Below are 23,712 nucleotides of genomic sequence, written 5' to 3'. Positions count from 1 at the left end.
CGGGCGACTCATTTCGATGGTGAGGAGAGTGGTTCCGATCGCGATCCGTCAAGACTCGCCTGAACGTTGCTCGAGGAAGGTTCGGTCGCCCCGTGAAGGGCCGTGGCCTGGGCCCCGAGTCGAGTCGGCTCGTCTTCCCCTTCCCGATGGGCGAGGGCAATCGCACCGACCAAAGCCGCGGTCAGGAGGAGGCCGGCGACCTCGAAAGGGACCACGAATCGGGTCATCATCTCGTAGCCGACCGCGAGTCCCATGTTGTTGATAGCGAAGGCGCGCGGGGAGGGGGTTTCCCCTTCCCGGGTCACAATCGACGGCCGATTCACCGTGGCCGCCCAGTCAGCCCGATCTTTCACGCCCACCTGGTTCTTGATCCCGAAGCCGAGCACGAGGAAGAGCCCAAGCCCTGCCACCAGCGCCGGCATCGTCCAACCTGGAGCCACTGTCGTGGTATCATCCCCTTGGATGTTTCGAGTGAGCATGATCCCGAACATCAGCAGGATCGCCACCGCGCCGATGTAGACGAGCACCTGGATTGCAGCCAGGAATTCGGCTTCAAGGAGCACGAACTGGCAGGCGACAATGAAGAAAAAGGCCACGAGGTAGAGCGCCGCGTGGACCAAGTTCCGGGCCAGGATCGTCCCCACGGCCGCGACCAAACCGAGCGCTGAGATAACCAGAAAGAGGGTTTGACTCACGAGGTTCAACTCCGGCCCTCGGCAGCGCGGGCCATTCTTGGGTGAAGCGTTCGAATCATCGCGCGGTGACGGGAACGATCACGGCCCGCCGTGGTTTCGCGGCCTCCAGAAGCGCAGTCCGCTCGCGGCGATTAAACCAGAAGCAGAACCAGACCGAGAGGACCACGAGGGGAAGCGTCACAATCCAACCCAGAACCCAGCCGGGAATCGACATCCCGGCGAGGGCGACCGGTTGACCGGACCTGAGAGCACACTCAAACCAGACGGCCGCGATCAAGATATTGACGAGGCTCAAGGGGACCATGTACTTCCAGGCGAAGTTCATGAGCCGGTCGACCCGCATTCGCGGCAAGGTGGCTCGGATCCAGAACATCAAGAAGATCAAGAAGAAGACCTTGGCGGCGAAGACGGAAACCGAAATCAGGTTGGTAATCAGATAAGCCGGCGTGGTCTGCGCACCAAAGATTCGCGGGTAATCCAAGAACGTGAGGAACCCGCTGAACGGAAGACTTCCCCCACCGAGAAAGAGCACGGTGGTCAGGCAGCAGACGGCAAAAACGCTCAGGTATTCTGCCAGGAAGAAGAGCCCGAACCGCATCCCCGAATACTCGGTATGGTAGCCGGCGATGATCTCGGATTCCGCCTCGGGAAGGTCGAACGGCGTCCGGTTCACTTCTGCAAGACTGGCAATCAGCAGCAAAGTGAACGCGAGCAGGCCGGGGGGTGACCAGAGGAACCAGCCCTGATCGAGTTGTTGATTCATGATCGCGACCAGGCTCAGGCTACCCGTCCAGAGGACGATCGGCACAGTCGCCAGCACCTGGGGGATTTCATAGGAGACGAGCTGGGCGACCGCACGCATTGCACCGAGAAGTGAATACTTGTTGCGGCTCGACCATCCCGCCAAAAAAATCCCCATCGCCCCCAGGCTCGAGACGGCAATCAGGTAGAGCAGACCCGACGGAGGATCGATCGGCACCAGCCCGTTGAAGTGCGCAGGGTGGCCTTTCTGGCTGGTCCCCAACCCAAACGGTACGACGGCCAGCACGAGGAAAGCAGAGACCAGAAGCACGACCGGGGCAAGAAGATGCACGAACTGATCGGCCGACCTGGGGACGATATTCTCTTTCGTGATCAACTTGAGCGCGTCGGCAATCGGCTGGAGCAAGCCGAGCGGACCGACACGATTGGGGCCAATCCGATCCTGGAACCGGGCCGCAACTTTACGCTCAGCCCAGACCATGTAAGCGACGATACCAGGGAAAATCCCCACGAATCCCACAACCAGCCAGAGCGCCCATTGCACCTTGGTGGAGAAATCAAGGTTGATCTGCTGCTGGGCCCAGACGATCGGCATGGCCCAGGCGGTTGCGAAATTCACCGTTAGCATCTCCCCTTGGTCAAGAAAACCGGATCCCCAAGTCGCCACTCATCCGACACTCAGACCCAGCGCAGGACGCCCTTGGCCCACGCATAGGCCAAGCCGATGAACAGGATGGTCAAGAACACGATCATCTCGACCAGGGCAAACAGACCAAGACTCGAGTAGCTCACCGCCCAGGGGTACAGGAAGACGGTCTCGATGTCAAAAACCACAAACATAATCGCGTAGATGTAGTATTGAATCCGAAACCGGATCCAGGTCTCTCCGTGGGTCCGTACTCCGCACTCGTAGATATCGTCCTTGGCCAGCGACGGCTTGCGAGGGGCGACGATGGCGACGAGCAAGAGCGGAGCGAGTGCAAAACCGATCGCGGTAAACAACAAGAGACCCACGAATATGTAATTGTAGATAATCATGATGTCAATTGTTCCGTTGCCACGTTCAATTCGAGGACAAGGACTGAACGACACTGTGTTCATCGACGGCGACAACGATGACTTCGCCATCGTCGCGGCGCAGTCTGAGCGTCGGCTGTTGGCAGTAGGAGGCCTTCCCCCCCATCTCCATTCCGCCAACGGGGCGTTGACCTTCCTGCTCGACCAGACCTTCAACCAGGGTGGTCCACTCACGATGACCGACACGGACCCGTTGGGTCACGCGGAGTCTGGTGCCGGCGGTGTACTTGGGCTTCGGAGGCGTAGGAATCATGATATCTTCCGGCGATTGCTCAAGGCCTCGATTGCGCCTTGATAACCTAACTGAGCGGACATCTTACGGCGGCCAGTGGAGGTCGGCAAGGGGTCACCCCCTCCTCCCCAACACAAGCGAACCCCATACATAAAAGCAGTTCAACACACGACGGGTCGGCCGTGGCATCGTCGAGTGAGAGCCGCAATCCCGAGTCGACCTCAGCGGTCGATCGGACCGTCGATTCTCACGCGTACCGGTGCCTCGCCTCAGACTTGTTCGACGGCCACCGGCTTCGGGGCGGCTTTGGGCGGGGCGGCCGGTTTGGCCGTCGCCGTCAACGCTTTTTGAAGCCGCTGATCCTTCTTCTTGGCAACCTTGTTCCGTTCGGCTACTTCCTCGTCACTGCTCCAGGCGTCCGGGTGCGTCCGCGAGTAGTAATCGCTGGAGACCAACAGGTCCTGAAGGCTGTAAATGTGCGTCTGGTGTCGCTCGTAGTTCGAGAGCTCGAAGTTCTGATCCATCTTGATCGCGTCGAACGGGCAATACTCGGCACAGAGCCCGCAGTTCATGCAGACATCCATGTCGATATAAAAATCTTCGGGCAGAGGGACCACGTTCCCCTTGGGCCCTGTGGCCTGGGACATCCAGATGCACTGGGGGGGGCAGACCTTCGCGCAGATGTTGCACGACGTACAGCGCACGTTGCCATCTTCATCGTCATAGATCAGGACCGGCAACACCCGGAATCGCTCATAGACCGGCAGCCGCTCGTCGGGATACTCGACCGTGAAGAGACCAGCGGTCTTATAATCTTGGAGGACGGTCGGCTCATTCCCTCGGTCCGCCTTGTAGGGCCAAAGGTCCAGAATTTGATGCCCGCCACCGCGTCGCTGGAGCCCCTTCCCCTCTCGGAAATCGCGCCAGAATGTGTGCAGGAACCGCCGAAGCGTGACCAGGTGGCCCGTGATAATCCCGTAACCGCTGCCCATGGTTCAAGAGTCCCCATCAGTCCTGGAGGATGGGCGCCGCCCACCAAACGTATCCCGTTAAGAGGGTAGGTAGGCCCACCCCACCCGGCCGATCCGACCTTAGCGATCCACCTCGCCCAAAACGATGTCGATACTACCGAGGATCCCCACGACGTCGGCGATGGTGTGACCCAAACACATTTGCTCGAGCGCGGTCAGGTTGATAAAGCTTGGACTCCGAATGTGGTAGCGGTAAGCGGACGACGACCCGTCGGCCACCACATAGAAGCCGAGTTCGCCCTTCGGATTCTCGACCCGAGAATAGGCCTCGCCTGCCGGGACCTTGATCTGATAGGTCTTTTTACCGGGCAGGATCGGCCCTTCGGGAAGGTCGCGAAGCGCCTGCTTGAGGATCTTGACGCTCTCACGCATCTCCTCGAGCCGGACGAGGTAACGGTCGTAGAGGTCTCCATTGGTGCCGGTGATCACCTTGAAGTCGAACCGATCGTAGATACTATACGGGGCGGCCCGGCGAATGTCGTACGGAACCCCGGAGGCGCGGAGCACGGGGCCGGCCGTCGAAAACTCGATCGCCTGCTTGGCGGTCAAGACTCCAACCCCTTTGCAGCGTTCCAGGACGATCTCGTTGCCCGAGAGATAACGGTCGAGTTCATCAATCTTACCGTCGAGGCGGTCGAAGGCGATCCCCTTACAGCGTTCCACCCAGCCGCGAGGGAGGTCGAACGCCACGCCACCGAACCGGAAGTAGTTGCACATCATCCGGCTGCCGGCGGCCCACTCGAACAGGTCGAGGATCAGCTCCCGCTCTTCGATCGCGTAAAGAGCGGGGGTGAAGAAGGCCCCGAGGTCGTTGAGCAAGAACCCGATCGACCACATGTGGCTGGCGATCCGGGTCAACTCGGCCATGATCACGCGAATATACTCGGCCCGCTCCGGGGGTTTGGCGTCGTCCCCCATCAGTTGCTCGACAGCCAGGGCGTAGCCGAAGTTGTTCCCCATGCTCGTCAGGTAGTCGAGCCGATCGGTGAACGGAAAGTTCATCAAGAACGTGTTCCGCTCGCCAATCTTCTCATGATTTCGGTGCATATAGCCCATAACGGGCTTCAGGCCGACGACCGTCTCACCGTCCACCCGGAGGTTGATCCGGAAGACACCATGCGTGCTCGGGTGCTGAGGACCCATGCTGATCAAAAACTGATCCGTGGCGAGCTCACTGACCGTGACTCCGCTCGGGAGCAGTGACTCACCCTTGACGTCGTCGTTGCTCGAGAGCTTTCCCCAATCCTTGTAGTCCTTGGGGATCTTCATGTTGGTGCCGTACGGATTGATCTCCTCGGAGCGGAAATGCTGCCCGTGCCCCGTCTCGACCCGGCTGTCGAAAACCTTCGTCGGGCCTTCGTAATAAGGCTCGAGGAAGTCTTTGCGAAGCGGGTGGTAGGCGTAGCCGTCCCACATCAGGATCCGGGTCAGCTCGGGGTGTCCGGTGAACCGGATCCCCATCATATCGTAGACCTCGCGCTCCTGAAAATCGGCCCCCCGCCAGACCCCGACGACCGAAGGCACTTCGCCTTCCCCCTCGGCCTCCGAGGTCCTGACCCTCAACTCGATCAGTTTACCCGGTGTGCTCGTGCTATCAAGTTGATAGTTGACCTCCAGGCAATCTTCGAAGTGAACGCTCTGCAAGCTGGCCAGGTAGTCGTATCGAATCGTGTTCTCGTCGCGGAGGTAGCGGCAGACCGCGACGAGCTGCTCGGGCTTGACCAGAAGGGCCGCCTGAATGATCGTGACAGTCTCACTGCCAAAACGGGTGTTGATCCGCTCGGCCAGTGCTTGCAGCCCGGCATCACCGAGCCAGACCAGGCTGGGCCTGGCTTCGGCCCGTTTCACCTTCTTGGCGGGCTTGGCGGCCGGTTTCGCCGCGGCGGCCGGCGCGTCGTTCGATTCTGCAACGACTTCTCCCTTCGCCTTTGCCCGGATCAAGTCGATCTTGCTCGGCCCCTTGGCCGCGGGAGCCGGTTCAGGGACGCCGTTGGACTGCGTCTCCACCTCGTGTTGAGGGGCGGGAATCTTGACCGGCTTGACCAAGCCCTCCTCGCGGGCCTCGACCAACCCTTGGGCCGTCTTCTCGGCGGTCAGCTCGACGGTGCGCAAATCGATCAGGTCAGGGCCGAGAACCGGGATCGGAATATCGCGCTCAACGTCGTTTCGGTACCAGGGGGTTTGCGTGATCCGCTCGCCGTCAATCTTCTTCTGAAGCATGATCAGGCCGTTGAGCAAGGCCTGAGGAGTCGGCGGGCATCCAGGAATATAGACATCGACCGGAAGGTACTTGTCGATTCCCGAGACGACGTTATAGCCTTCCTTGAACGGACCTCCGCCAGTGGCGCACGCCCCCATTGAGATGACGTACTTCGGCTCGGGCATCTGGTCGTAGAGCCGCGCGATCATCGGCATCATCGTCTTGGTGACGGTGCCAGAAACAATCATGACGTCGGCTTGACGCGGCGACCCGCGGAACACCTCCGCGCCGAAGCGGGCGATGTCGAACCGGCTTGACGCCGTGCAGATCATCTCGATGGCGCAGCAGGCCAGTCCGAAACCAAGCGGCCAAAGGCTTGAACGGCGGCCCCAGTTATAAACGGTATCGACCATCCCCAGGAGCTTGTCCCAGGAAGTGACCAGGACGTGCTGTTCCAATTCCTTCTGGAGCACGGGGTCGATGACCGTGCTCCATTCTGGTCGGGTGATCGTCGGGGTGGTCATTTTTTCAGGATGCCCTGAGTCAAGTCGGGATTATAAGGAGAACGGAGAAAGTCCTCTCGAAAGCTCCCCGCCGCGGGCGGGCTTTCCCTATCAATCAGAACAGGTTGGATCGTGAGCTGATCAGGTCCGCAGCCGATCAGGTCCGCCCTCCCAATCGAGCGCTATCCTAAACACCACGCAAACCTTCCGCCAGTGGGTTCCGCACTTCCCGGCTCGATCGCACTGAAGCCGGTGAACAATCAACGTGTGCGATTCCTCGGAATCCGTTGCCGGCGGTATCGAACCGGCCTGCCCGGGTGGCTCGTGGCGGCCACGACACTTTCCGAAGGATCTCTTTCCGCTGGCTGATGCCGAGCCAATAATAGTGGCATGGAACGACCCAGCTTTCAACTGAGCGTCGCGGGACTACTGGCATTGGTCGCCTGTATTGCCTTGAATATTTGGCTGTTCCGGCTTGGACCGCTCTGGGGAATCATAGGCCTGAATATTTCCAAGCACGTCATCGTCGCTTTTCTCTGCCAGATTCTTGGGGTGGATAAACCGCAGGCTCAGGACCATTCTCCTTCGTCCGCCCCTCTGACCACGCAAGTCACCGCTCCTTAACTTCGCAAAGACCAGGGGGATTACGGGCCGAACGGAAGTGCCGAATGGCCTTCGGTCTCGGGCTCTCATGCCTCGTGTGGTGGGACTCGGAAGGCCCTCCGGTCGGCAACGGCCCCGGTCCAAGCCGGCATATTCGTGTGGGCGCGAATCGAGGGTCTGGCTACGATGCACTTCGTTCGACACCGGAACGGCCGCAGCGTTGATGGTGTCCCTGTCTCGATGGATCGTCACGGGGAGAGAACGATGGGTGCGAACGGACCTTGCACACTACTCTTGGTCGAGGATGAATCGCGGCTTCGCAACCTGGTTGCCCAGGTCCTCAAGTGCGAGGGATACAGTGTGGTCGAGGCGGCCGATGGGCGCGAGGGAGTCGATCGCTTCCACGACTCGGGGCCGTTTGACCTTCTCCTCGTGGATCTGAACTTGCCCGTCTTTTCCGGCGTGGAAGTTTGCCGACAGGTCCGGGCGCGCGATCCTGACCAGCGGATCATGATCTGTAGCGCAGCCATTCTGGCCGATCATGAGCGCGACCTCTCGCTTCTCGGCATCGGGCACTTTCTCACTAAACCCTACCGAGCCGAAGACCTTCTGTCTCACATCGCGTACGAACTAGCCCCCGGCCGCGAGCTCGCAACCTCCCCATCCAAAACAGGATCGCTCTGACCGACTGGCGAAGTCGACGGCCCGGTCCGGTCGCTAGCCAAGATTCGGCGTTTCGATTATGATAGCCGTAGGGAAATCCTCCGCGAATCGGCGGAGGAATTTGGCAATTCTTGAACCTGAGCCATCTCGAAGGACGGTTTCATGGCTGGGAAACCGCGGAATCGTCTCGAACTTCGTCGACAGAACGATGCGGCCGAACCGCTCGATCCGATGGAGGACGAGTCGGATGATCTGATCGAAGACCTTGATGATGATGACACTGAAGTCCGCAAGGTCAAGAAGAAGCCCAAGGCTGCGGCCAAGACCAAGGCGAAAGCCACAAAAGCGGCTAAGCCAACCGCGCGCATGCGGATCGTTTGGGTCGTCACCAACGATGCCTTCAAACCCGTGGGCACGTTCGAGTATTCCCAGAGAGAGGCGGCCGAGGCCCGCGCCGCCGAGTTAACGGCCAAAGGCAAAGGCACCCACTTCATTCAGAAGGTCAAGGAACCGATGCCCGACAATGCGCCGGGCCTGGGCGCGGCCATCCCACGACCTGCCCCCGCTGCCCCAACCTTGGTGAAAGCGGCCGCGGCCGCAGAGATCGAGGATGAAGAAGAAATCGACGAGGAGGATGACAACGACGGCGATGTGGACGACGACGGTGACGCGGAAGTCGAGGACGATGACTGAGTAGTCGAGATGCGGGTGCATGCCGACTCGCATCTGAGTTCTGACCTCAGATCCCTTCTTTGTTTCGTTGGTTTCCTTCGGGAACCCGTCTCCACCGAACGCTTGGACGTTCTCACCTCACAACATTCCTCCGCAGCCCGATCACGCCGGAGCTGTTCATGCGAACACTTGAACAGCTCCTGCCAAATCTCCATTGGCAGGCGGGAGTCACACGGAGCCAGCCAACTCCGTGCCGCGCCGTCACCCAGCCCGTTCCATCCTGACGGATTAGGATCGAATGGGTCTCGCGCGGTTTTCGGAGGCCTGGGACAAAGCCAGCGCAAGCGACCGGTGTGCGGACCGGTCGCTACTCACTTCCAAAGGAGCACAATCGCTCTCAAGCGAGTGTCGAAATCCGTGGCGCAAAAAATAAACCAGCCACGGGGAAATCTCTTGAAAGAAATCCCGAGGCTGGTTTTCGCAAAACGTACGTGACTGCCCCGTAAAAGGAGCCGTCAAGTTAATGGGCGCACCAGGATTCGAACCTGGGACCTCACCCTTATCAGGGGTGCGCTCTAGCCAACTGAGCTATGCGCCCGTTAATCAAATTGCCATCGATAAGCGAAAAAAACCGGCCTCGGGGTTTCTCATGAAAGAAATCCCGAGGCTGGTTTTCGCAAAACGCACGTAACTGCTCTATAAGAGCCGTCACGTTAATGGGCGCACCATGACTCGAACATGGGACCTCACCCTTATCAGGGGTGCGCTCTAGCCAACTGAGCTATGCGCCCGTTAATCGCGTTGTCAGTCGGTTTGTTAATCGTATTCAATTAACTCTCGACTGCGGGGCTATTCTAATTGTTCAGGAGTCCAAGTCAACAGGCTACCGCCGAAATCATCGATTTCTCGGTAATCGCCCACTCCTTTTGAGATTGTACCGGGGTTTGGGAATCAGCCACGCCATTCCGTTCTCAGGATCAGGAAGTCGCGGCGATCCAGTCGAGAGTTTCTTTCCTCGACGTCCGGACTACTTCCCCTTGGAAAACAAAAAAAGGAGAGGAGTGCCGGGCAGTGCTTGACAAGGCCACCACCTCACGGTATCGTTACACCTGTTGAGTGAAGCGAGTAAATTACTCGACGAACGATACAGTGAACCAAGAAGTCCTCTGACCCGAAACGCCCTTGAGATTGCGACTTTTTTCGTCGCAACGACTTGACGGGCTAACGATCTTAAGGTAAGTTCTTGGCGTTGCTTGCGGGTCAGGTAGCTCAGTTGGTAGAGCATCGGACTGAAAATCCGAGTGTCGGGAGTTCAACTCTCCCCCTGACCACTCTTGCGAAGCTTTGCAGTCTCCCACCCCACCTCCATCTCTCCTCGATTGAAATCGGCAAGACATACCAGATCATTTTTACTCCTTGATTCTGTCATGTCTCCGCTCGAACCCAATCCTGTCTCTCAATCATCTTGAATTGGATCACCTTTGTCGATCGCGATATCGCTCTGTCCGAGCGTAAACCGTTCGTAATAGCGGGTGATATTGTGCCTGGCCGGCATGTAGTCTCGGTCTGCTTTGAGGGCGGCCTTGTACTCGCGGTAGGATGCGTCGTGTTCCTGGCGGCACTCGTGGAGCACCCCCATCAAGTTGTGGCTCTCGGCCGAGTTGGGATCGAGTGCAATGGCTTGTTTGAGGAAGATTTCGGCCTCCTCGAACGCACAACGATTCAGAGCCCGCTTGGCCCTCCTGAGGTCCTCAGCGTACTGCGAGGCGACGGTCACAGGTTCCGGAACCACTGTGGGAGGATGGGCCGCGAGTTTGCGATCGGCTTGCCGCTCGATCACATCGGCAATGGCGCGGCGAAGCTTGTCTGGAGTCAGCGGCTTGGCCAGAAAATCGATTGCCCCCAGCTTCATCGCCTGAACGGCATTGGGCACGCTGCTGTGCGCCGTCACGATGACAACCGGAGTCTCATTGCCTGATTCCCGGAGATGTCGAAGGACATTCATTCCCTCCATAGCAGGCATCTGGAGATCGAGAATGATGACGTCGGCCTTCCGCTCAGCCAACCAACTCAGGGCCGTCTCACCGTCTTCCGCCGTCGTCACTTGATAGCCCAACGGGACCAAAGCCGTTCGGAACATGAGGCGAACGTTCGGTTCGTCGTCCACGATCAATATGCTTGCGTGCCTGCTCATCATTTCACCTTCGACTGGTCTGACGAACCGAACTTTCGCGCGTCGGCCGGCAGCGTGAAAGTGAAAGTGGTACCCTGACCTGGGTGGCTGGAGGTACTGATTTGGCCGCCGTGGGCGACGATGATCTCTTGAACGATGGATAGGCCCAGCCCGGTGCCCTCGCGATGTCGGGTTCCAGGCACCCGGTAAAACTTTTCGAAGATTCGCGAAAGTTGCTCGGGCGCAATCCCCTCCCCGGTATCCTCGACCGTGAAGTGAACCATGTCCTCACCCGCACGGGCCGTGAGTCGGAGCCGACCACCTCGGTTGGTCGACTGCAAAGCGTTATCAATGAGGTTATCAAAGACATGTTCCATCCGTTCCCGGTCTGCCAGAACCAGGGGTAGGTCGTTGTCCCCATCGAGTTCGAGCACGATCCCTGCGTCTCGCAGTTTCGATGCGGATCTCTCGGCGGCTTCGGCGACCAACTCGTCCGCCTTGATCGGACTGAGGTTGAGCCTGAGTCGTCCTTGCTCGATCCTGGTGAGGTCCAAGAGATCATTGACCATGGCCAGGAGCCGATCAGAATCCTGCCGGGCTGCCACGAGCAGTTCGACTTGCTTCGGAGTTAATGGACCGACAACCTCTTCGAGCAGAAGGTGAATTGCCATCTGGACGGAAGTCAGCGGGGTCTTCAACTCATGGCTGACGGTGGAAACCATGTCGCTTTTGAGCTGGTCGACCAGGCGGAACTTGGTCACGTCGGAAAGGACCAGGGCCGCTCCCAGCGACTCGTCCTGCTCTCCTCGAATCGGGAGCACTCGAGGCAGGAAAAAGCGTTCTTGGCCGTCGTCGCGAAAGCTGACCGCGTGCTCTAACCCGACTGGCACGTCCCCGTCGCGACCACTGAGAACGTCGGCCAAGGCCGCCTTGAGTTGATTCGGAGGCGTCCAGGGGATCGAACTTTCCGTCTCCGAGGGGATGACCCCGAGGATCCTTCGCGCCGCGGGATTAGCTCGTTCGACCACGCCGTCCGTGTCGACCACGACAACCGGGTCTGGAAACGAGTCGATGGTGGCTTGTGCCGTCTTTTGAGCCCGCAGGAGTCGAGCTGTCCCGGCCTGGCGGAATTCACGAATGGTTCGTGCCATCGTGTTGAACGCTTGCGCCAGTTCGCCCAATTCGTCGCGCGTCGTGGCGGGAACCACCTGATCGAGATTGCCTCGCGCCAGGCCGCGAGCACCGATTGTCACGGCCTGGATCGGCTCAAGGATTGACCGGCTCAGCCGGAGTGCGATCAAGGCAGCGATCGCGACCGAGCCGAACAGGGCGACGATCATCACTTGCTTCGACCGGGCCGCGGCGTCCGCCGCCTTGAATTTCTCCCGCATCATGAATGACTGGTTGATCTCGAGAACCTGATCCGCCGTGTTCTTGATCGCGCTGAAGGTGGGAAAAAGTTCGGCGAAATAGAATTCGGACCGGCGGGCAGGTGGCTCCATCGGCAAGGCGTGGAACACCTCGCTCTGCTTGAGGTAGGTCTCGAAGAGCGTGGAGAGCCGGTCGGCCAGCTCCTGTTCGCCGTTCACCGTGATGTTATTCCGCTCTTTTTGAAGGTGCGCCAGAAACCGAGAGCGGTATTCACGAAACTGGCTGTCGGCTCGATGATCTTGACCGCTCAGCGCGAACAGGATTGCCGAGTCCATTCGTTCCAAGGCCTCCTTCATGCCTTCGGCGGCGAGCACGCTGTTATAGTTCTCTCGAAGAATGACGTCGATCCGCCCACCAAGATGATCGAGCATGAAGATGGCCCAGAGCCCCAGGCCGATCATGATCGCCAAAAGCGGAGTCAAACCCACGAGCAACTTGGTCCGTAGCGTTCTGAACATACAATCCCTCATAAGGTCGTTCAAAATGCGCTCGTGAGGGGATGGACTGCACAAGGAGAGAATGAAAACGCGAGGGTCGTCGCCGATCACTCGCGAAAAATCGACCGCGCTCTCCGGTGAGCAAACCTGATCGTGGGACCCCATGCGATCCAGAGGCAAGTCAGCGGAAGCACGTAAGCTCCACCGCCTAATTCACTATTCTATGCTTCCCGGCGCCGTCTGTGGCGACCCATCAGATCACTTGACATCCACGACCATCACATCCACGCCTTCGGACTGATTCAAAATTTGCTCAAAAATGGATCCATGCATGAAACGACGGTGCCATGGCTGATTGCTTTTACCCATGACGATCACTTTAATGCCGTACTCGCGTGCGAAAGCTGTGATGGTGCTGGCCACATCCTTGCCACGGAACGTCATCGGGATGCCACCGAGTTGATGGGCCAGCTCGAGGTTCTTGCCCAAGACGCGCTGGGTTGCGGCGTCGATCCGGGTGAGGTCTTCGGCCGGGGTCTGAATGTAGACAGCGTACCAAGGTGCATTGAGCCGATCGGCCAACCGTGCGGCCTTGCGCATGAGGGCGGGTGCATTGGGGCTCCGGCTCGACATGCCCACCATCACCCGCTCAGTCGCCGAAATCTGGGTGCGATCGGCTTCAGAGCGGCGATTGCGGCGATCGATCAGGTGGGCCATTTCCGCCAGCGTGAACTCCCGGAGCCGCGTCAGGTTGGCCGACGTGAAAAAATTCTCAAGCGCCCGCTCGGCACGCTCGGGTGGATAGACCTTGCCGGCGTTGAGCCGCTCCAGCAGATCCTCGGCCGAGATGTCGACGTTGACGATCTGGTCGGCATCGCCGAGCACGCTGTCGGGCAGCCGTTCCTTGACCTTGACGCCGGTGACTCGCTCCACCTCGTCGTACAGGCTCTCCAAATGCTGAATATTGACCGTGGTGATCACGTGGATCCCCGCGCGGAGCAACTCCTCGACGTCCTGGTAGCGTTTGCCATGCCGGCTGCCCGGGGCATTCGTATGGGCCAGCTCGTCGACGAGACAGACGGTTGGCCGTCGCGCCAGGATGCCGTCGAGGTCCATCTCGCGCAGGGTCACACCCCGGTATTCAATCACCAACGGCGCAATGATCGTGAGCCCGCCGATCTGCTCGGCGGTCTCGACGCGGCCGTGGGTCTCGACGATCCCGATGGCCACATCCACCCCTTGTTTCTTGAGACGCTGCCCCTCGAGGAGCATGGCGTATGTCTTACCGACGCCGGCCGCAGAGCCGAGGTACACTTTGAGCCGACCTCGCTCCTGGCGACGAATCAGGTTGAGGAAGTGCTCGGGACTGGGACGGCCCGGTTCGACCATGGACATAAAGCTTTAAATCCCGGTGGACGCCAATCGTGAGTGGAAATCCTGCGACACCATGAAGGGATGCCAAGAGCCGATCAACAGGATCGGCTCGCTCCTCTACGCTTCGTTGCGGAATTACCAGCGACGGTTGGCCCGCTGAGAAGGAGCTCGTCGCATCGGCGGGCCGGACCGATCTGGAGCTATTGGACCAGGCCCGCATGGTCCGCCCTGGAGTTCGTGATTGAAGCGGTTACTCCCGCATCCAGGGCAAGATTGAGCTCGAGGACATTGATGCGCGGAGGCGCACCGATGATGGCACCCGACCGTACGGTTTGCCTGTCGATCAAAGCCCGGACTTGCTCGATTGTCAGCCCCCGCGCTTTGGCGACGCGAGCCGCCTGGTATTGCGCCGCCTCGAGGCTAATATCCGGGTCCAAGCCCCCGCCCGAAGCCGTCACGAGATCCGTCGGTGCCGGGTTTTCCGTGGTAGCCTTGAGGGCATCGGCGCGCTCGGCGACCTTCGTGCGCAAATCGGGATTCTTCGTCCCCAGGTTCGAGCCTCCCGCGGCGTCGGCCTTGTAGTCGATCGCCGAGGGGCGGGAGTGGATGTACTTGTCGGAAACGAACGGCTGACCGATCAGCTCAGAGCCGACCACTTTGCCGTCGCGTTCAATCAGACTTCCACCCGCTTGGTGGGGAAAAGCTAACCACGCAACGCCCCAGACGGCCGCCGGGTATGCGACCGAGCACAGTGCGAAAGTCACGAGGCAGGCGGCCAGGGCATTCAGAATCTCGCGGAACATTAGAAGGCATCCTTACTGATCTTGATGTTTCGTATTGATCGCATCGATAAGCATTACGCGTCGCATCGTTCGTCCCGATTTAGGCAATCCCCACGACGGCCAACACGGGGTCGATCATCACGTCGATCAGCTTGATGCCGATAAACGGTGCGATCACACCGCCTAGGCCGTAGTAAAGCAAATTGCCTCGAAGCAAGGCGGCGGCGCCGACCGGACGATAAGTCACCCCCTTGAGGGCGATCGGAATCAGAAGTGGGATGATGATCGCATTGAAGATGACGGCCGAGAGGATCGCCGAATAAGCCCCCCCCCTGCTCGCCAGACCCATGACGTCGAGAACTTTGAGCTGAGGAAGCGTGACGATGAACATGGCGGGAATGACGGCGAAGTACTTGGCCAGGTCGTTAGCGATCGAGAATGTGGTCAAGGCCCCTCGAGTCATCAGCAATTGCTTGCCGATCTCGACGACCTCAATCAGCTTCGTCGGATCGCTATCGAGGTCGACCATGTTGCCGGCCTCCTTGGCTGCCTGAGTTCCTGAGTTCATTGCCACCCCGATGTCCGCCTGGGCCAGTGCGGGGGCGTCGTTGGTGCCGTCGCCCATCATGGCGACGAGCTTGCCTCCGTGCTGTTCCGTGCGAATGTAAGCGAGCTTGGCCTCGGGAGTGGCCTGAGCGATGTAGTCATCGACGCCCGCCTCCTCGGCGATCGCCTTCGCGGTGAGCGGGTTGTCGCCGGTCACCATGACCACGCGTAACCCCATCTGTCGGAGGCGCGCGAACCGCTCGTGAATGCCGGGTTTGAGGATATCTTCAAGCTTAATGACGCCGACGATCCGGTCGTCCTCGGCAACGGCCAAGGGAGTCGCGCCGCTGGAAGCGATCGCATCGACGGTTCGCTGATAGCCGTCGGGAACCGCCCCCCCTTGGTCGCAGACATATTTGGCCACGGTGTCGGGAGCTCCCTTGCGGAGCCGGCTGCCATTGGCAAGGTTGACGCCACTCATCCGGGTCTGGGCCGTGAACTCGACGAACGCGGCCCCGGCCGGCGGTTCGCCGTCAATGGCGACCTGTTGCCGCGCGAGTTCGAGGATGCTTTTTCCTTCCGGGGTCTGGTCGGCCATTGAGGACAGGCCGCCGATCCGTGCCACGTCACGAGCCAAGGCACCACCCAGAGCAACGAACTGGGTCGCCTTGCGGTTGCCGATGGTGATCGTCCCAGTCTTGTCCAGGAGGAGTGTGTCGATGTCGCCTGCCAGTTCAACCGCTTTGCCGCTCTTGGCGATGATGTTGGCTTCCAGCGCTCGATCCATCCCGGCGATGCCGATCGCCGCCAGCAAGGCGCCGATCGTGGTCGGAATCAGGCAAACGAGGAGGGCGATCAGCGTTGGAATGTCGAGCGTCAAGTCGAAGTAACGGGCCATCGGATAGAGCGTGGCGGTCACGATCAGGAAGATCAGGGAAAAGGCGGCCAGCACGATCGTCAGCGCAACCTCATTCGGAGACTTCTGGCGAGTCGCCCCCTCGACGAGGGCAATCATTCGGTCGAGGAAACTCTGGCCGGGGTCGGAAGTGATCTCGATGACGATCCGATCGGACAGGACGCGGGTGCCGCCGGTGACGCCGGAGTGGTCGCCACCCGCCTCGCGGATGACCGGAGCACTCTCGCCGGTAATTGCCGACTCGTCGACGGAAGCCACGCCCTCGATGACCTCGCCGTCGGCGGGGATGACCTGCCCAGCTTCGACCACGATGTAATCGCCCGTCCGAAGCTGCGTGGAGGAAACGATCCGGCCGGTGTGTGAGCCACGGCCGTCGAGCCGATAGGCCGGCGTGTCCTTACGGGTGGCCCGCAAGCTATCGGCCTGCGCCTTGCCGCGGGCTTCGGCCAACGCCTCGGCGAAATTGGCGAAGAGCACCGTCAACAGCAGCAGCACGGTGAGCGCTGTCTGATAGACGATCAGACCGATTGCGGCCCCCTTCGTGATCGAGATCACGGTGGCGATCGCGGTCAGGACGGTGCCGATCTCGACCAGGAACATGACCGGGTTCCGCATCATATTCCGCGGGTCGAGCATGACAAATGACTGTCGAGTCGCCATGCGAACCAGAGCGGGATCGAACAGGCGGAGCCGGCGCGCGTGGCGGCGCTGAAGCTTGAAGGCTTGGGCGTCGGAGGTGGCCCTCTGGGGCAATTCAACCTCGGTCTCAGTGCTCATCGGATTCATTCCTGAACGGGCAAGTGTGCTTGGGTTTTCACGGACAAATTGACCGCGGATCTCGACCGGCTACCGCTTCCTTCCGGAAGGTTATCGGGGAGCCGCGGCCAGATGGTCGGCCACCGGCCCCAGGACAACCGCGGGCATGAATGACAGCGCTCCGACGAGAAGGACCGTCCCGAGGAGCATGCCGGCGAACGTCAGGTTGTCGACCCGCAAGGTCCCAATCGTCTCGGGCACGCGTTTCTTGACGGCGAGCGAACCGGCCAGTGCCAGAGGCAAGATCAAGGCGGGAAATCGGCCCAAGAGCAGGACGACTCCCGTGGCGATGTTCCAGGGGGGATTGTTGTCCGCCAGCCCCTCGAATCCCGAACCGTTGTTGGCGGCCGCCGAAGTGAACTCATAGATGATTTCGCTGAATCCGTGAGCACCAGGGTTAGCCACCGTCTTGGCCCCCCAATCCGTCGCCGCGAAGAGGCCGGCCCCGGCACAAATCAGGAGCGGATGGAACAGAATCGCGATCATTGCCAGCTTGACTTCCTTGGCCTCAACCTTCTTACCGAGATACTCGGGGGTCCGCCCCACCATCAGGCCGGCGAGGAAGACGGCAACGATCACGTACATCAGCATGTTCTCGAATCCGGCACCGATCCCGCTGAAAACAACGTTGAGCATCATCAACGCCATCGGGACCAGTCCGGCAATCGGATTCAGGCTGTCGTGCATGCTGTTCACCGAACCGTTGGAAGTCGCGGTCGTGATGGCGGCCCAGGTGGCGGCCGCCACCGGCCCGAGTCTCACCTCCTTGCCCTCCATGTTCGGCCCGCGCACGACCGGGAGTCCCTGAGTGGCGGCACTCGGATAGGATTCGGCCCAGACCGCCACGATCAACCCGGAGACGAGCAGCAAGAGCATGACGCCGAAGATGACAACCGCGTGCCGCAAATTCTTGAGCATGAGCCCGGCCATGATCAGCGAGGCCATGGGCAGCACGATGATCGAGACGACCCCCAGCAAGTTGCTCCAGGGCGTTGGGTTCTCGAACGGATGCGTCGAGTTGGGGCCAAAGAAGCCGCCGCCGTTGGTCCCGGATTGCTTGATCGCCACCAGCGCCGCCACCGGGCCGCGGGCGATCGTCTGCGTTTCCATCTTGGTGGCAACACCGTCGAGCGTGGTTGCCTGGGCGGCGGACTGGAACGTCATCGGCACGCCACTGGCGACCAGGAGGATGGCGACGAGAAAACAGTAGGGCATGAAGACATAGACCAGGCCCCGCATCAGGTCGGCATAAAAATCCCCCAGGTGCGCGTCTCCCCGGAGGCCTCGCAAGGTCGCCAACATGACGGCAAGACCGGCTGCCGGGGTAACGAACATCATCCAGACGATGCAGGCGAGTTGGCTGAAGTAAGACAGGTTTTGCTCACCCGAATAGTGCTGCAGGTTCGTGTTGGTCACGAACGAACAGACCGTGTTGAAAACAACAGCGGTATCGGCGCCCGGGTGGTCGATCCCCGCACTGTCCTTATAACCCAATGCGCCGAGGGAACCTTTACCGTCAGGGTTCAGCGGCAGACGAGGCTGGGCATAGAGCAAACCGAAGGTCAAGATAAAGAGCGCGAGGTTGAAGAGAAGTAAAGCGATGGCATATTTCTTCCAGTCCATGCGGGCTGGCTCGCGTCGTCCGATCAGTCGACAGAGAAACATCGGTAACGCATCGAGACCGCGACCGACTCGGTCGCCTGATACGTCGAGCGTGCGAAACATGGACCAGCCGATCGGAAGTGAAGCCGCAATCGGCAACAGCAGCGCCCAGATCGGGTGAAGCCAAGGCATCGAGAATCCCACGGGTCTAATCTCCGATCAGGAATGCGTGTTCAGAAGGCTTCGGGCCGGAGCATGGCAAACACCAGGTACACCAAAGCCATCACGGTCAGGCATGCGGTCAGATAAAGCACGGATCTATCTCCGAGATCGTCGAGGTCAAAGCCGGTCGCAGGCCGCGACCAGACCGAAGAACAGGGTGAAGATCGCCATTCCCAACGCGAACGTGGCAAAAGCCATGGATTTCCTCATAACACGGGTTCGTCGTCGCGACTCTGTGGACTCCGGCAATCCCTCTCGCTCCCGTGGGAACGCTTCCGCCGAGGACCGTCACATCTTAAGAACTAAGCAAATGGCGGTCCGCCGCATTCCGAATAGTTCTATCCTGTTTAACAACAATGGTTTACAAAGAAATGGATTTGCATCGATCTGCAAACGACCGGGGCGGGATCGTGCAACTTGCAAGACTGGTTCTGGTAATCTGCACGATGCGCCCCGGACCCGGTCGCGCGGCTGCACACGGCAATTCAGAGTTTGCCGACGTCAGCATTTTGTAGAGCGGTTCGCCACGGACGGACCAAGTCCTGACGTTCGGAACCGTCCATTGCGCGGGGATGGATCGGTGCCATGGACCTGGGAACGGCCGGTCAGGCCGTCAAGATCGCGTGGCCAGAGCTCAGCGCAGCAATTCAAAGGACACGCTTCGAGGCGTTCCGGCTTCCCGAAGACTGGTGCGTGCCGGGCTGATTGCCGCAAGGAACGAAGCGTGTCGACCTGACGGCATGGAGGCTAGAGAGCGGGGGCGGAACCGAGGCACTCAGTCGTGCTCGCTGGGTAGGCCTGACGTGCCTAGAAAATGGTCGTATCGGCGAACTGGTGGAACCGTCGCTCCCCTGTTGCCGTGCTCAATTCTCGGCTGCCAAAATCTTCAGATTCAACCGTAAACAATTTTAGGACTAGCACTTACAACGCGACAAACAGCTCGACTTTTGTCGACCCAAGGTCTCTGGCACTGCGTTTGCGACTAACCCAAAATATCTGAGAAAACGACAGTGACTGGGAGCCACTTGTCGTCAAAAGACTTTGGTATCCCATCGAAATCCGTGACGTTTTGTTCGTACGGCATTTCATCAACGAACCACCCTACTGGCGACGGCCCCATCAGACTTGTGCTGATGCGACTAACCGCCAAGGGGCGAGTGGGTAGCCTCGCACGACCCCTCCCACTCGCCCTTCCCACACCTCAGTGTAATGACACTGAGAGAGCAGAAAGTCTAGGATAGACAACTCGACGCAAGGATGCAACCGGGCTCCACGTGTGTTCAACGCTTGCGTTGGATCCAATGCCCCTGGCCTCTGCCAGCAGGATTGATGATCGGGATGTGCCAATGACTGGCACATCCCGTCGACCTGCGTGATCGAAGCTTACCGCTTGAGCGAATACATATTCATGTGCTCGAGCGCATCGAGAATCCAGGGATGGCTCCACGGTGCCCGCAGGGCATAGCCGACGGAGAACACCGAGACCATCAGCGCCGCCAGGGAGAGCACCCGGACCCAGCGTCGCTCCTGCCCCCCTTCAACTCCCTTGGGGAGAAACACAAGCCAGAACGGAATCAGCCAGAAGAGCCAGCGCAGGCCCTGGGTCGACCCCCCATAGTTTCTCGCCTTCGGATTGAAGAGATAAACGGCGAACAGCGAGATCGAGAGCACCAGGGTCAGCCAGGCAAGGGAGCGAAGCGAGCTGCGAGTCCAGAGCGAACGTACCACGCCAAGGGCCGAGAAGAGAAAGAGCGGAGTCAGCGAGAAACCCCGTGGTGCCCAAACGTCATATGTAAGAGATAGACCGAGTAGGGTTCGGGATGGGTATTGAACCAATCCATCTCGAGCGGCGAGTTCCAGTAGCTTCCTTCGTACTGGTAACTCTTCGTCCCAAACTCCTCATAGACCGGTTTGAACTGGCCGAAGGCGATGTACTGCGTCGCCAGGAACGCGATGCAGGGGATCAGGGCCGCCGGTACAAAGACGTAAAGTGTGCGTTTTGGATAACGTACCAAGAGCATCAAGAAGAGCGCGATCCCGAAGAGTGCGGCGGGGAGTTCGTTACAGGCGGTGAAGGCACCGAAGAAGCCAGCAAGTGCGAACCAGATGGCGGAAGGTTGCTCTGCCTCTTCCTCAACTGCGTCAGTCTCCGTCTCCCAAATTCGAATCAACGCGTAGATCGTGAAAAAAGCGCTTGAGGCGGCAATCGTGTGGTTGTTCAGAGTTTGGTCGAAGGCGAACAGCAACGATCCCCAGGCCGCCCCGAAGAGGCAGAAGAACCACGCCCAATCGTTCGGGGCATAGCGGTCGAGCAGCCGGGCGTAGAGGACGAGAAAGATCCAGAGCGGCACGACATTGAAGAGCACGATGAGCGGCTTGAAATAGAAAATATAGACGGGCCACTTGACCGATTCCGTTGGGGTCTCGAGCACGTGCTCGGTCCGGCGTGGCGGCCCCTCCACCTCTTTTTCAACCCAGCGCGGCTCTCGTTTCTGTTCCACAACCTTGTCGAGCGGGACCCCAAGCGCATGCCGCACCGGGTAGAGCAGACCGGCCATCATCGTGGGCAGTAATGGAGGCTTGCTCGAATAAAAGTGATCGGTCGACTCGCCCACTTTCCACGAACGGGGAGCGAGGGAATACTCGACGCGATTGAGCCAAGAGCTGGTCGGTCCCGGCTTGGCGAGCTTATCGGCCTTGAGGACCTTGTCCTGGGTTTTGTCCTGCCAGGGGCAGTCATCGATCGCGTACGTGCCTCGTTCCAGCAGGCTCCAGACGGTCGACCAGCGCGAGATGTCGTTGGCCCCGAGTTGGGTCGGACTTTTCAGGGCCAGGCCGAGCGCCTGGGCCGTTGCCACCGTGATCACGATCAGAGCCACGAACTGACGGACCTGGGAGCGCACCGGGTTCGCCTCCATCCCGTCCTCGAACTCAGCCGTCCTCATCGTGATCCCTCTGATTTCTCGGCACCGTGGCCGTTGCGCGGGCCAATTCGTTCGGAAATACTAAACGTATCCTCAGCCCGGATGTTGTACGACGTAACTAGTTCGGCCAAGATCCCGAGGCAGAAGAACTGTGCTCCCACGCTCACCATCGTGCTCGAATAGAAGAGAAGGGGTCGATGACCGATCGGCCCGTCTCCAAAGAGCCAGACGAGTGCGAGGTAAATTAGTCCGAGGCCGCCCAGCATGAGGAGCGCCATCCCCATCCCCCCCAAAACGTGGAGCGGACGCTGGCTGAACCGGGTGAGGAACCGCACGGTCAAAAGGTCGAGCAACCCTTTGAGCATCCGCGTCACGCCATACTTGGATGAGCCGAACTGACGCGGCCGGTGATGCACCTCGATCTCCCCCACGCGAAATCCGCGCGCGTGGGCCAGAACAGGGACGAAACGGTGCAGCTCGCCGTAGATACCGACCTCGGCAAGGACCTGCCGCCGATAGACTTTGAAGCCGCAGTTATGGTCGTGGAGCCGGCAGCCCGTCAGCGAACTGACCATCGCGTTGAAAATGCGGCTCGGCCCAACCTTGTGCCACGGGTCATAGCGTCGCCGCTTCCAACCGCTGATGACATCCAGGCCCTCGTCCAGCTTATCGAGAAAGCGAGGGATCTCGGCCGGATCGTCCTGAAGGTCACCATCGAGCGTGAACACGATCTCGCCCTGTGCAGACTCAAATCCCGCGGTCAGTGCGGCGGCCTTGCCGAAGTTGCGTCTGAAGCGGATCGCGTGAACCCTCGGGTCGACTCCAGCCAGCTTGTGGATTACGTCCCAGGTGTTATCGCCGCTTCCATCGTCGATGAAGAGGAACTCGACGTCGCCGAGCGCCTCGGACGCCACGACCTGGCTCAGTTCTTCGTGAAGAGTCGCCAGGCTCTCCCCTTCGTTATGGACCGGCACGACGAAGCTGATCATGAAACGGGAACCTCGGTCAGGGTAACCGCGGGAAGGCTCGGACGAACGAGAGAAAGAACCGCGGCAACAAGCAACTCACCGATCAACCAAGTCAGCCGCAGGGCAAGCGCGGCGACAACCGCGGTGTCGGCTCCAAGGACAGGCTGGAGCGTCGCCATCAAGATCCCTTCTCTCACCCCCAGGCCTCCCGGCAAGATCGCCACGGCAAATCCAGCCACCGTCGCCAGGGCCACACTTCCAATGACCAATGGCCAACGCATCGCGGGGACGCCCGCGGGAGACACCGCGGAGACGACGGCGATCTGACTGAAGCCCAGCAAGATCCAGCCCCCCACCGAGCAGAGGAGGCCTTCGGCCAAGAGCCGGCGCGAGAATCGGGGAAGGGCGTCGGGACCCACCCCCTTGAAAGGGACACTCACCAGCGCGGAGATCCTCGGAAAAACCAGAGGATCGACCACGATCAGAAGCGCGACTGAAAGCGAGGCCCCGATCAGGATTGGCCACCATTCGAGCGGCACGACGAGAAAGCCAAGGGTGGCGACAACCGCGCCTCCAGCCATCATGACCAGGGTTTCGTACAGAGTGGCGAACGCGGCCGTCGCCGCTCGCGCTCCGTACGGTGTCGTCAGGCCCACCCGCATGACCACCACCAGCGCCTTGCCCGGCACATACTTGCCAAGGTGGCTGATGAGATAAGCACGCACGGCCGGACCGAGTCGAACCGGGGTGGAACTCGCCTTCATGACCCTGTCGAAAAAAACGCCGAACAGGGTCAGGCCCGCCAGGTATAACCCCATGGAACAGACAATCCAGGCCGGTTCTACCCGCAGTTCTCCACCCTGCTCGTGGAGTCGGATCCAGGTCAGGCGCACATGCCGGCCGACCGTCAAGAGTACGAGGATGCCCAGGATGGTCTTCAAAGCGAGCTTGGTCGATCGCTTCTTTCCCAGCCTGCTGATTGCATCGAATCGCTGACGGAGCGTCGTCGCGAGAATCGAAGTGCGGCCGCGCGGTTTCATCATCGTGGAGTGAGAGGCGGAAGGAGACTTGCCAACAGTCGTC

General features: G+C 60.0%; 19 protein-coding genes, 3 tRNA genes and 1 pseudogene. 4 read left to right on the top strand and 19 right to left on the bottom strand.

Translation table 11 applies throughout. The features are described 5' to 3' along the window. Positions 1-8: 8 nt before the first annotated feature. The 7 genes and pseudogenes from V5E97_RS15815 to nuoB form a co-directional block, all read right to left on the bottom strand. A complete protein-coding gene (locus V5E97_RS15815; protein WP_406700265.1) occupies positions 9-695 on the bottom strand; it encodes an NADH-quinone oxidoreductase subunit J family protein in 687 nt (228 codons plus the stop codon). Positions 696-750: 55 nt separating this feature from the next. Beyond that, positions 751-2,085, bottom strand: coding sequence for an NADH-quinone oxidoreductase subunit NuoH (gene nuoH, locus V5E97_RS15810; RefSeq protein ID WP_406700264.1), 1,335 nt, complete (start codon positions 2,083-2,085; stop codon positions 751-753). Positions 2,086-2,135: 50 nt separating this feature from the next. Next, positions 2,136-2,492 carry an NADH-quinone oxidoreductase subunit A gene (locus tag V5E97_RS15805; protein ID WP_406701167.1) on the bottom strand — a complete coding sequence of 119 codons (357 nt, stop codon included), beginning with the start codon at positions 2,490-2,492 and terminating at the stop codon, positions 2,136-2,138. Between the two features lie 28 nt (positions 2,493-2,520). After that, the gene (locus tag V5E97_RS15800; protein ID WP_406700263.1) at positions 2,521-2,787 is read right to left on the bottom strand and encodes a hypothetical protein; all 267 of its coding nucleotides are present in this window, start codon (positions 2,785-2,787) and stop codon (positions 2,521-2,523) included. A 248-nt stretch (positions 2,788-3,035) separates the two neighbouring features. Beyond that, the gene (locus V5E97_RS15795; protein ID WP_406700262.1) at positions 3,036-3,758 is read right to left on the bottom strand and encodes a 4Fe-4S binding protein; all 723 of its coding nucleotides are present in this window, start codon (positions 3,756-3,758) and stop codon (positions 3,036-3,038) included. 99 nt (positions 3,759-3,857) lie between these two features. Next, on the bottom strand, positions 3,858-4,940 hold the full coding sequence (locus tag V5E97_RS15790) for an NADH-quinone oxidoreductase subunit D (protein ID WP_406701166.1): 1,083 nt from the start codon (positions 4,938-4,940) through the stop codon (positions 3,858-3,860). Between the two features lie 291 nt (positions 4,941-5,231). Then, positions 5,232-6,410, bottom strand: a pseudogene (nuoB, locus tag V5E97_RS15785) (NADH-quinone oxidoreductase subunit NuoB); the annotation flags it as partial. A gap of 480 nt (positions 6,411-6,890) precedes the next feature. Between nuoB and V5E97_RS15780 the strand changes: the two are divergent. The 3 genes from V5E97_RS15780 to V5E97_RS15770 all read left to right on the top strand — a co-directional run bounded on the left by V5E97_RS15780 (position 6,891) and on the right by V5E97_RS15770 (position 8,459). Then, the gene (locus V5E97_RS15780) at positions 6,891-7,124 is read left to right on the top strand and encodes a hypothetical protein (RefSeq protein WP_406700261.1); all 234 of its coding nucleotides are present in this window, start codon (positions 6,891-6,893) and stop codon (positions 7,122-7,124) included. Positions 7,125-7,367: 243 nt separating this feature from the next. Next, positions 7,368-7,787 (top strand): response regulator, encoded by a 420-nt coding sequence (locus V5E97_RS15775; protein WP_406700260.1) that lies wholly within the window; start codon positions 7,368-7,370, stop codon positions 7,785-7,787. Between the two features lie 141 nt (positions 7,788-7,928). Further along, positions 7,929-8,459 carry a hypothetical protein gene (locus V5E97_RS15770; protein WP_406700259.1) on the top strand — a complete coding sequence of 177 codons (531 nt, stop codon included), beginning with the start codon at positions 7,929-7,931 and terminating at the stop codon, positions 8,457-8,459. A 503-nt stretch (positions 8,460-8,962) separates the two neighbouring features. Here V5E97_RS15770 and V5E97_RS15765 read toward each other — a convergent pair. Together V5E97_RS15765 and V5E97_RS15760 are read right to left on the bottom strand one after the other, a co-directional pair. Further along, a tRNA-Ile gene (locus V5E97_RS15765) sits at positions 8,963-9,036 on the bottom strand. A 119-nt stretch (positions 9,037-9,155) separates the two neighbouring features. Further along, positions 9,156-9,229: transfer RNA gene (locus V5E97_RS15760), tRNA-Ile, on the bottom strand. Positions 9,230-9,696: 467 nt separating this feature from the next. Between V5E97_RS15760 and V5E97_RS15755 the strand changes: the two genes are divergently transcribed. Further along, positions 9,697-9,769 (top strand) — tRNA-Phe (locus V5E97_RS15755). Positions 9,770-9,894: 125 nt separating this feature from the next. Here V5E97_RS15755 and V5E97_RS15750 read toward each other — a convergent pair. The 10 genes from V5E97_RS15750 to V5E97_RS15705 form a co-directional block, all read right to left on the bottom strand. Then, positions 9,895-10,635 carry a response regulator gene (locus tag V5E97_RS15750; RefSeq protein WP_406700258.1) on the bottom strand — a complete coding sequence of 247 codons (741 nt, stop codon included), beginning with the start codon at positions 10,633-10,635 and terminating at the stop codon, positions 9,895-9,897. Continuing rightward, a complete protein-coding gene (locus V5E97_RS15745) occupies positions 10,632-12,500 on the bottom strand; it encodes a sensor histidine kinase (protein WP_406700257.1) in 1,869 nt (622 codons plus the stop codon). Before V5E97_RS15745 ends, V5E97_RS15750 begins: the two co-directional genes overlap by 4 nt. A gap of 237 nt (positions 12,501-12,737) precedes the next feature. Then, the gene (locus tag V5E97_RS15740; protein ID WP_406700256.1) at positions 12,738-13,874 is read right to left on the bottom strand and encodes a sensor protein KdpD; all 1,137 of its coding nucleotides are present in this window, start codon (positions 13,872-13,874) and stop codon (positions 12,738-12,740) included. Positions 13,875-14,053: 179 nt separating this feature from the next. Then, positions 14,054-14,656 (bottom strand): potassium-transporting ATPase subunit KdpC, encoded by a 603-nt coding sequence (kdpC, locus tag V5E97_RS15735; RefSeq protein ID WP_406700255.1) that lies wholly within the window; start codon positions 14,654-14,656, stop codon positions 14,054-14,056. A gap of 79 nt (positions 14,657-14,735) precedes the next feature. Then, positions 14,736-16,874, bottom strand: coding sequence for a potassium-transporting ATPase subunit KdpB (kdpB, locus tag V5E97_RS15730; RefSeq protein ID WP_406700254.1), 2,139 nt, complete (start codon positions 16,872-16,874; stop codon positions 14,736-14,738). A 90-nt stretch (positions 16,875-16,964) separates the two neighbouring features. Beyond that, on the bottom strand, positions 16,965-18,707 hold the full coding sequence (gene kdpA, locus V5E97_RS15725) for a potassium-transporting ATPase subunit KdpA (protein ID WP_406700253.1): 1,743 nt from the start codon (positions 18,705-18,707) through the stop codon (positions 16,965-16,967). Positions 18,708-20,120: 1,413 nt separating this feature from the next. Further along, positions 20,121-20,465, bottom strand: a complete 345-nt coding sequence (locus V5E97_RS15720) for a hypothetical protein (RefSeq protein ID WP_406700252.1) — start codon at positions 20,463-20,465, stop codon at positions 20,121-20,123. A 29-nt stretch (positions 20,466-20,494) separates the two neighbouring features. Then, the gene (locus tag V5E97_RS15715) at positions 20,495-21,682 is read right to left on the bottom strand and encodes a hypothetical protein (RefSeq protein WP_406700251.1); all 1,188 of its coding nucleotides are present in this window, start codon (positions 21,680-21,682) and stop codon (positions 20,495-20,497) included. Beyond that, positions 21,679-22,650 (bottom strand): glycosyltransferase family 2 protein, encoded by a 972-nt coding sequence (locus tag V5E97_RS15710; protein ID WP_406700250.1) that lies wholly within the window; start codon positions 22,648-22,650, stop codon positions 21,679-21,681. The genes V5E97_RS15715 and V5E97_RS15710 overlap by 4 nt, the downstream gene beginning before the upstream one ends. Further along, complete coding sequence (locus tag V5E97_RS15705; RefSeq protein ID WP_406700249.1) at positions 22,647-23,672, bottom strand: lysylphosphatidylglycerol synthase domain-containing protein; 1,026 nt, start codon at positions 23,670-23,672, stop codon at positions 22,647-22,649. The genes V5E97_RS15710 and V5E97_RS15705 overlap by 4 nt, the downstream gene beginning before the upstream one ends. Positions 23,673-23,712: the final 40 nt, after the last annotated feature.

This window comes from Singulisphaera photorubra, assembly GCF_045290345.1.
Taxonomy (GTDB): domain Bacteria; phylum Planctomycetota; class Planctomycetia; order Isosphaerales; family Isosphaeraceae; genus Singulisphaera.
The sequence above is the reverse complement of the archived record's forward strand: the minus strand, read 5'-3'. Positions and strand labels throughout refer to the sequence as shown.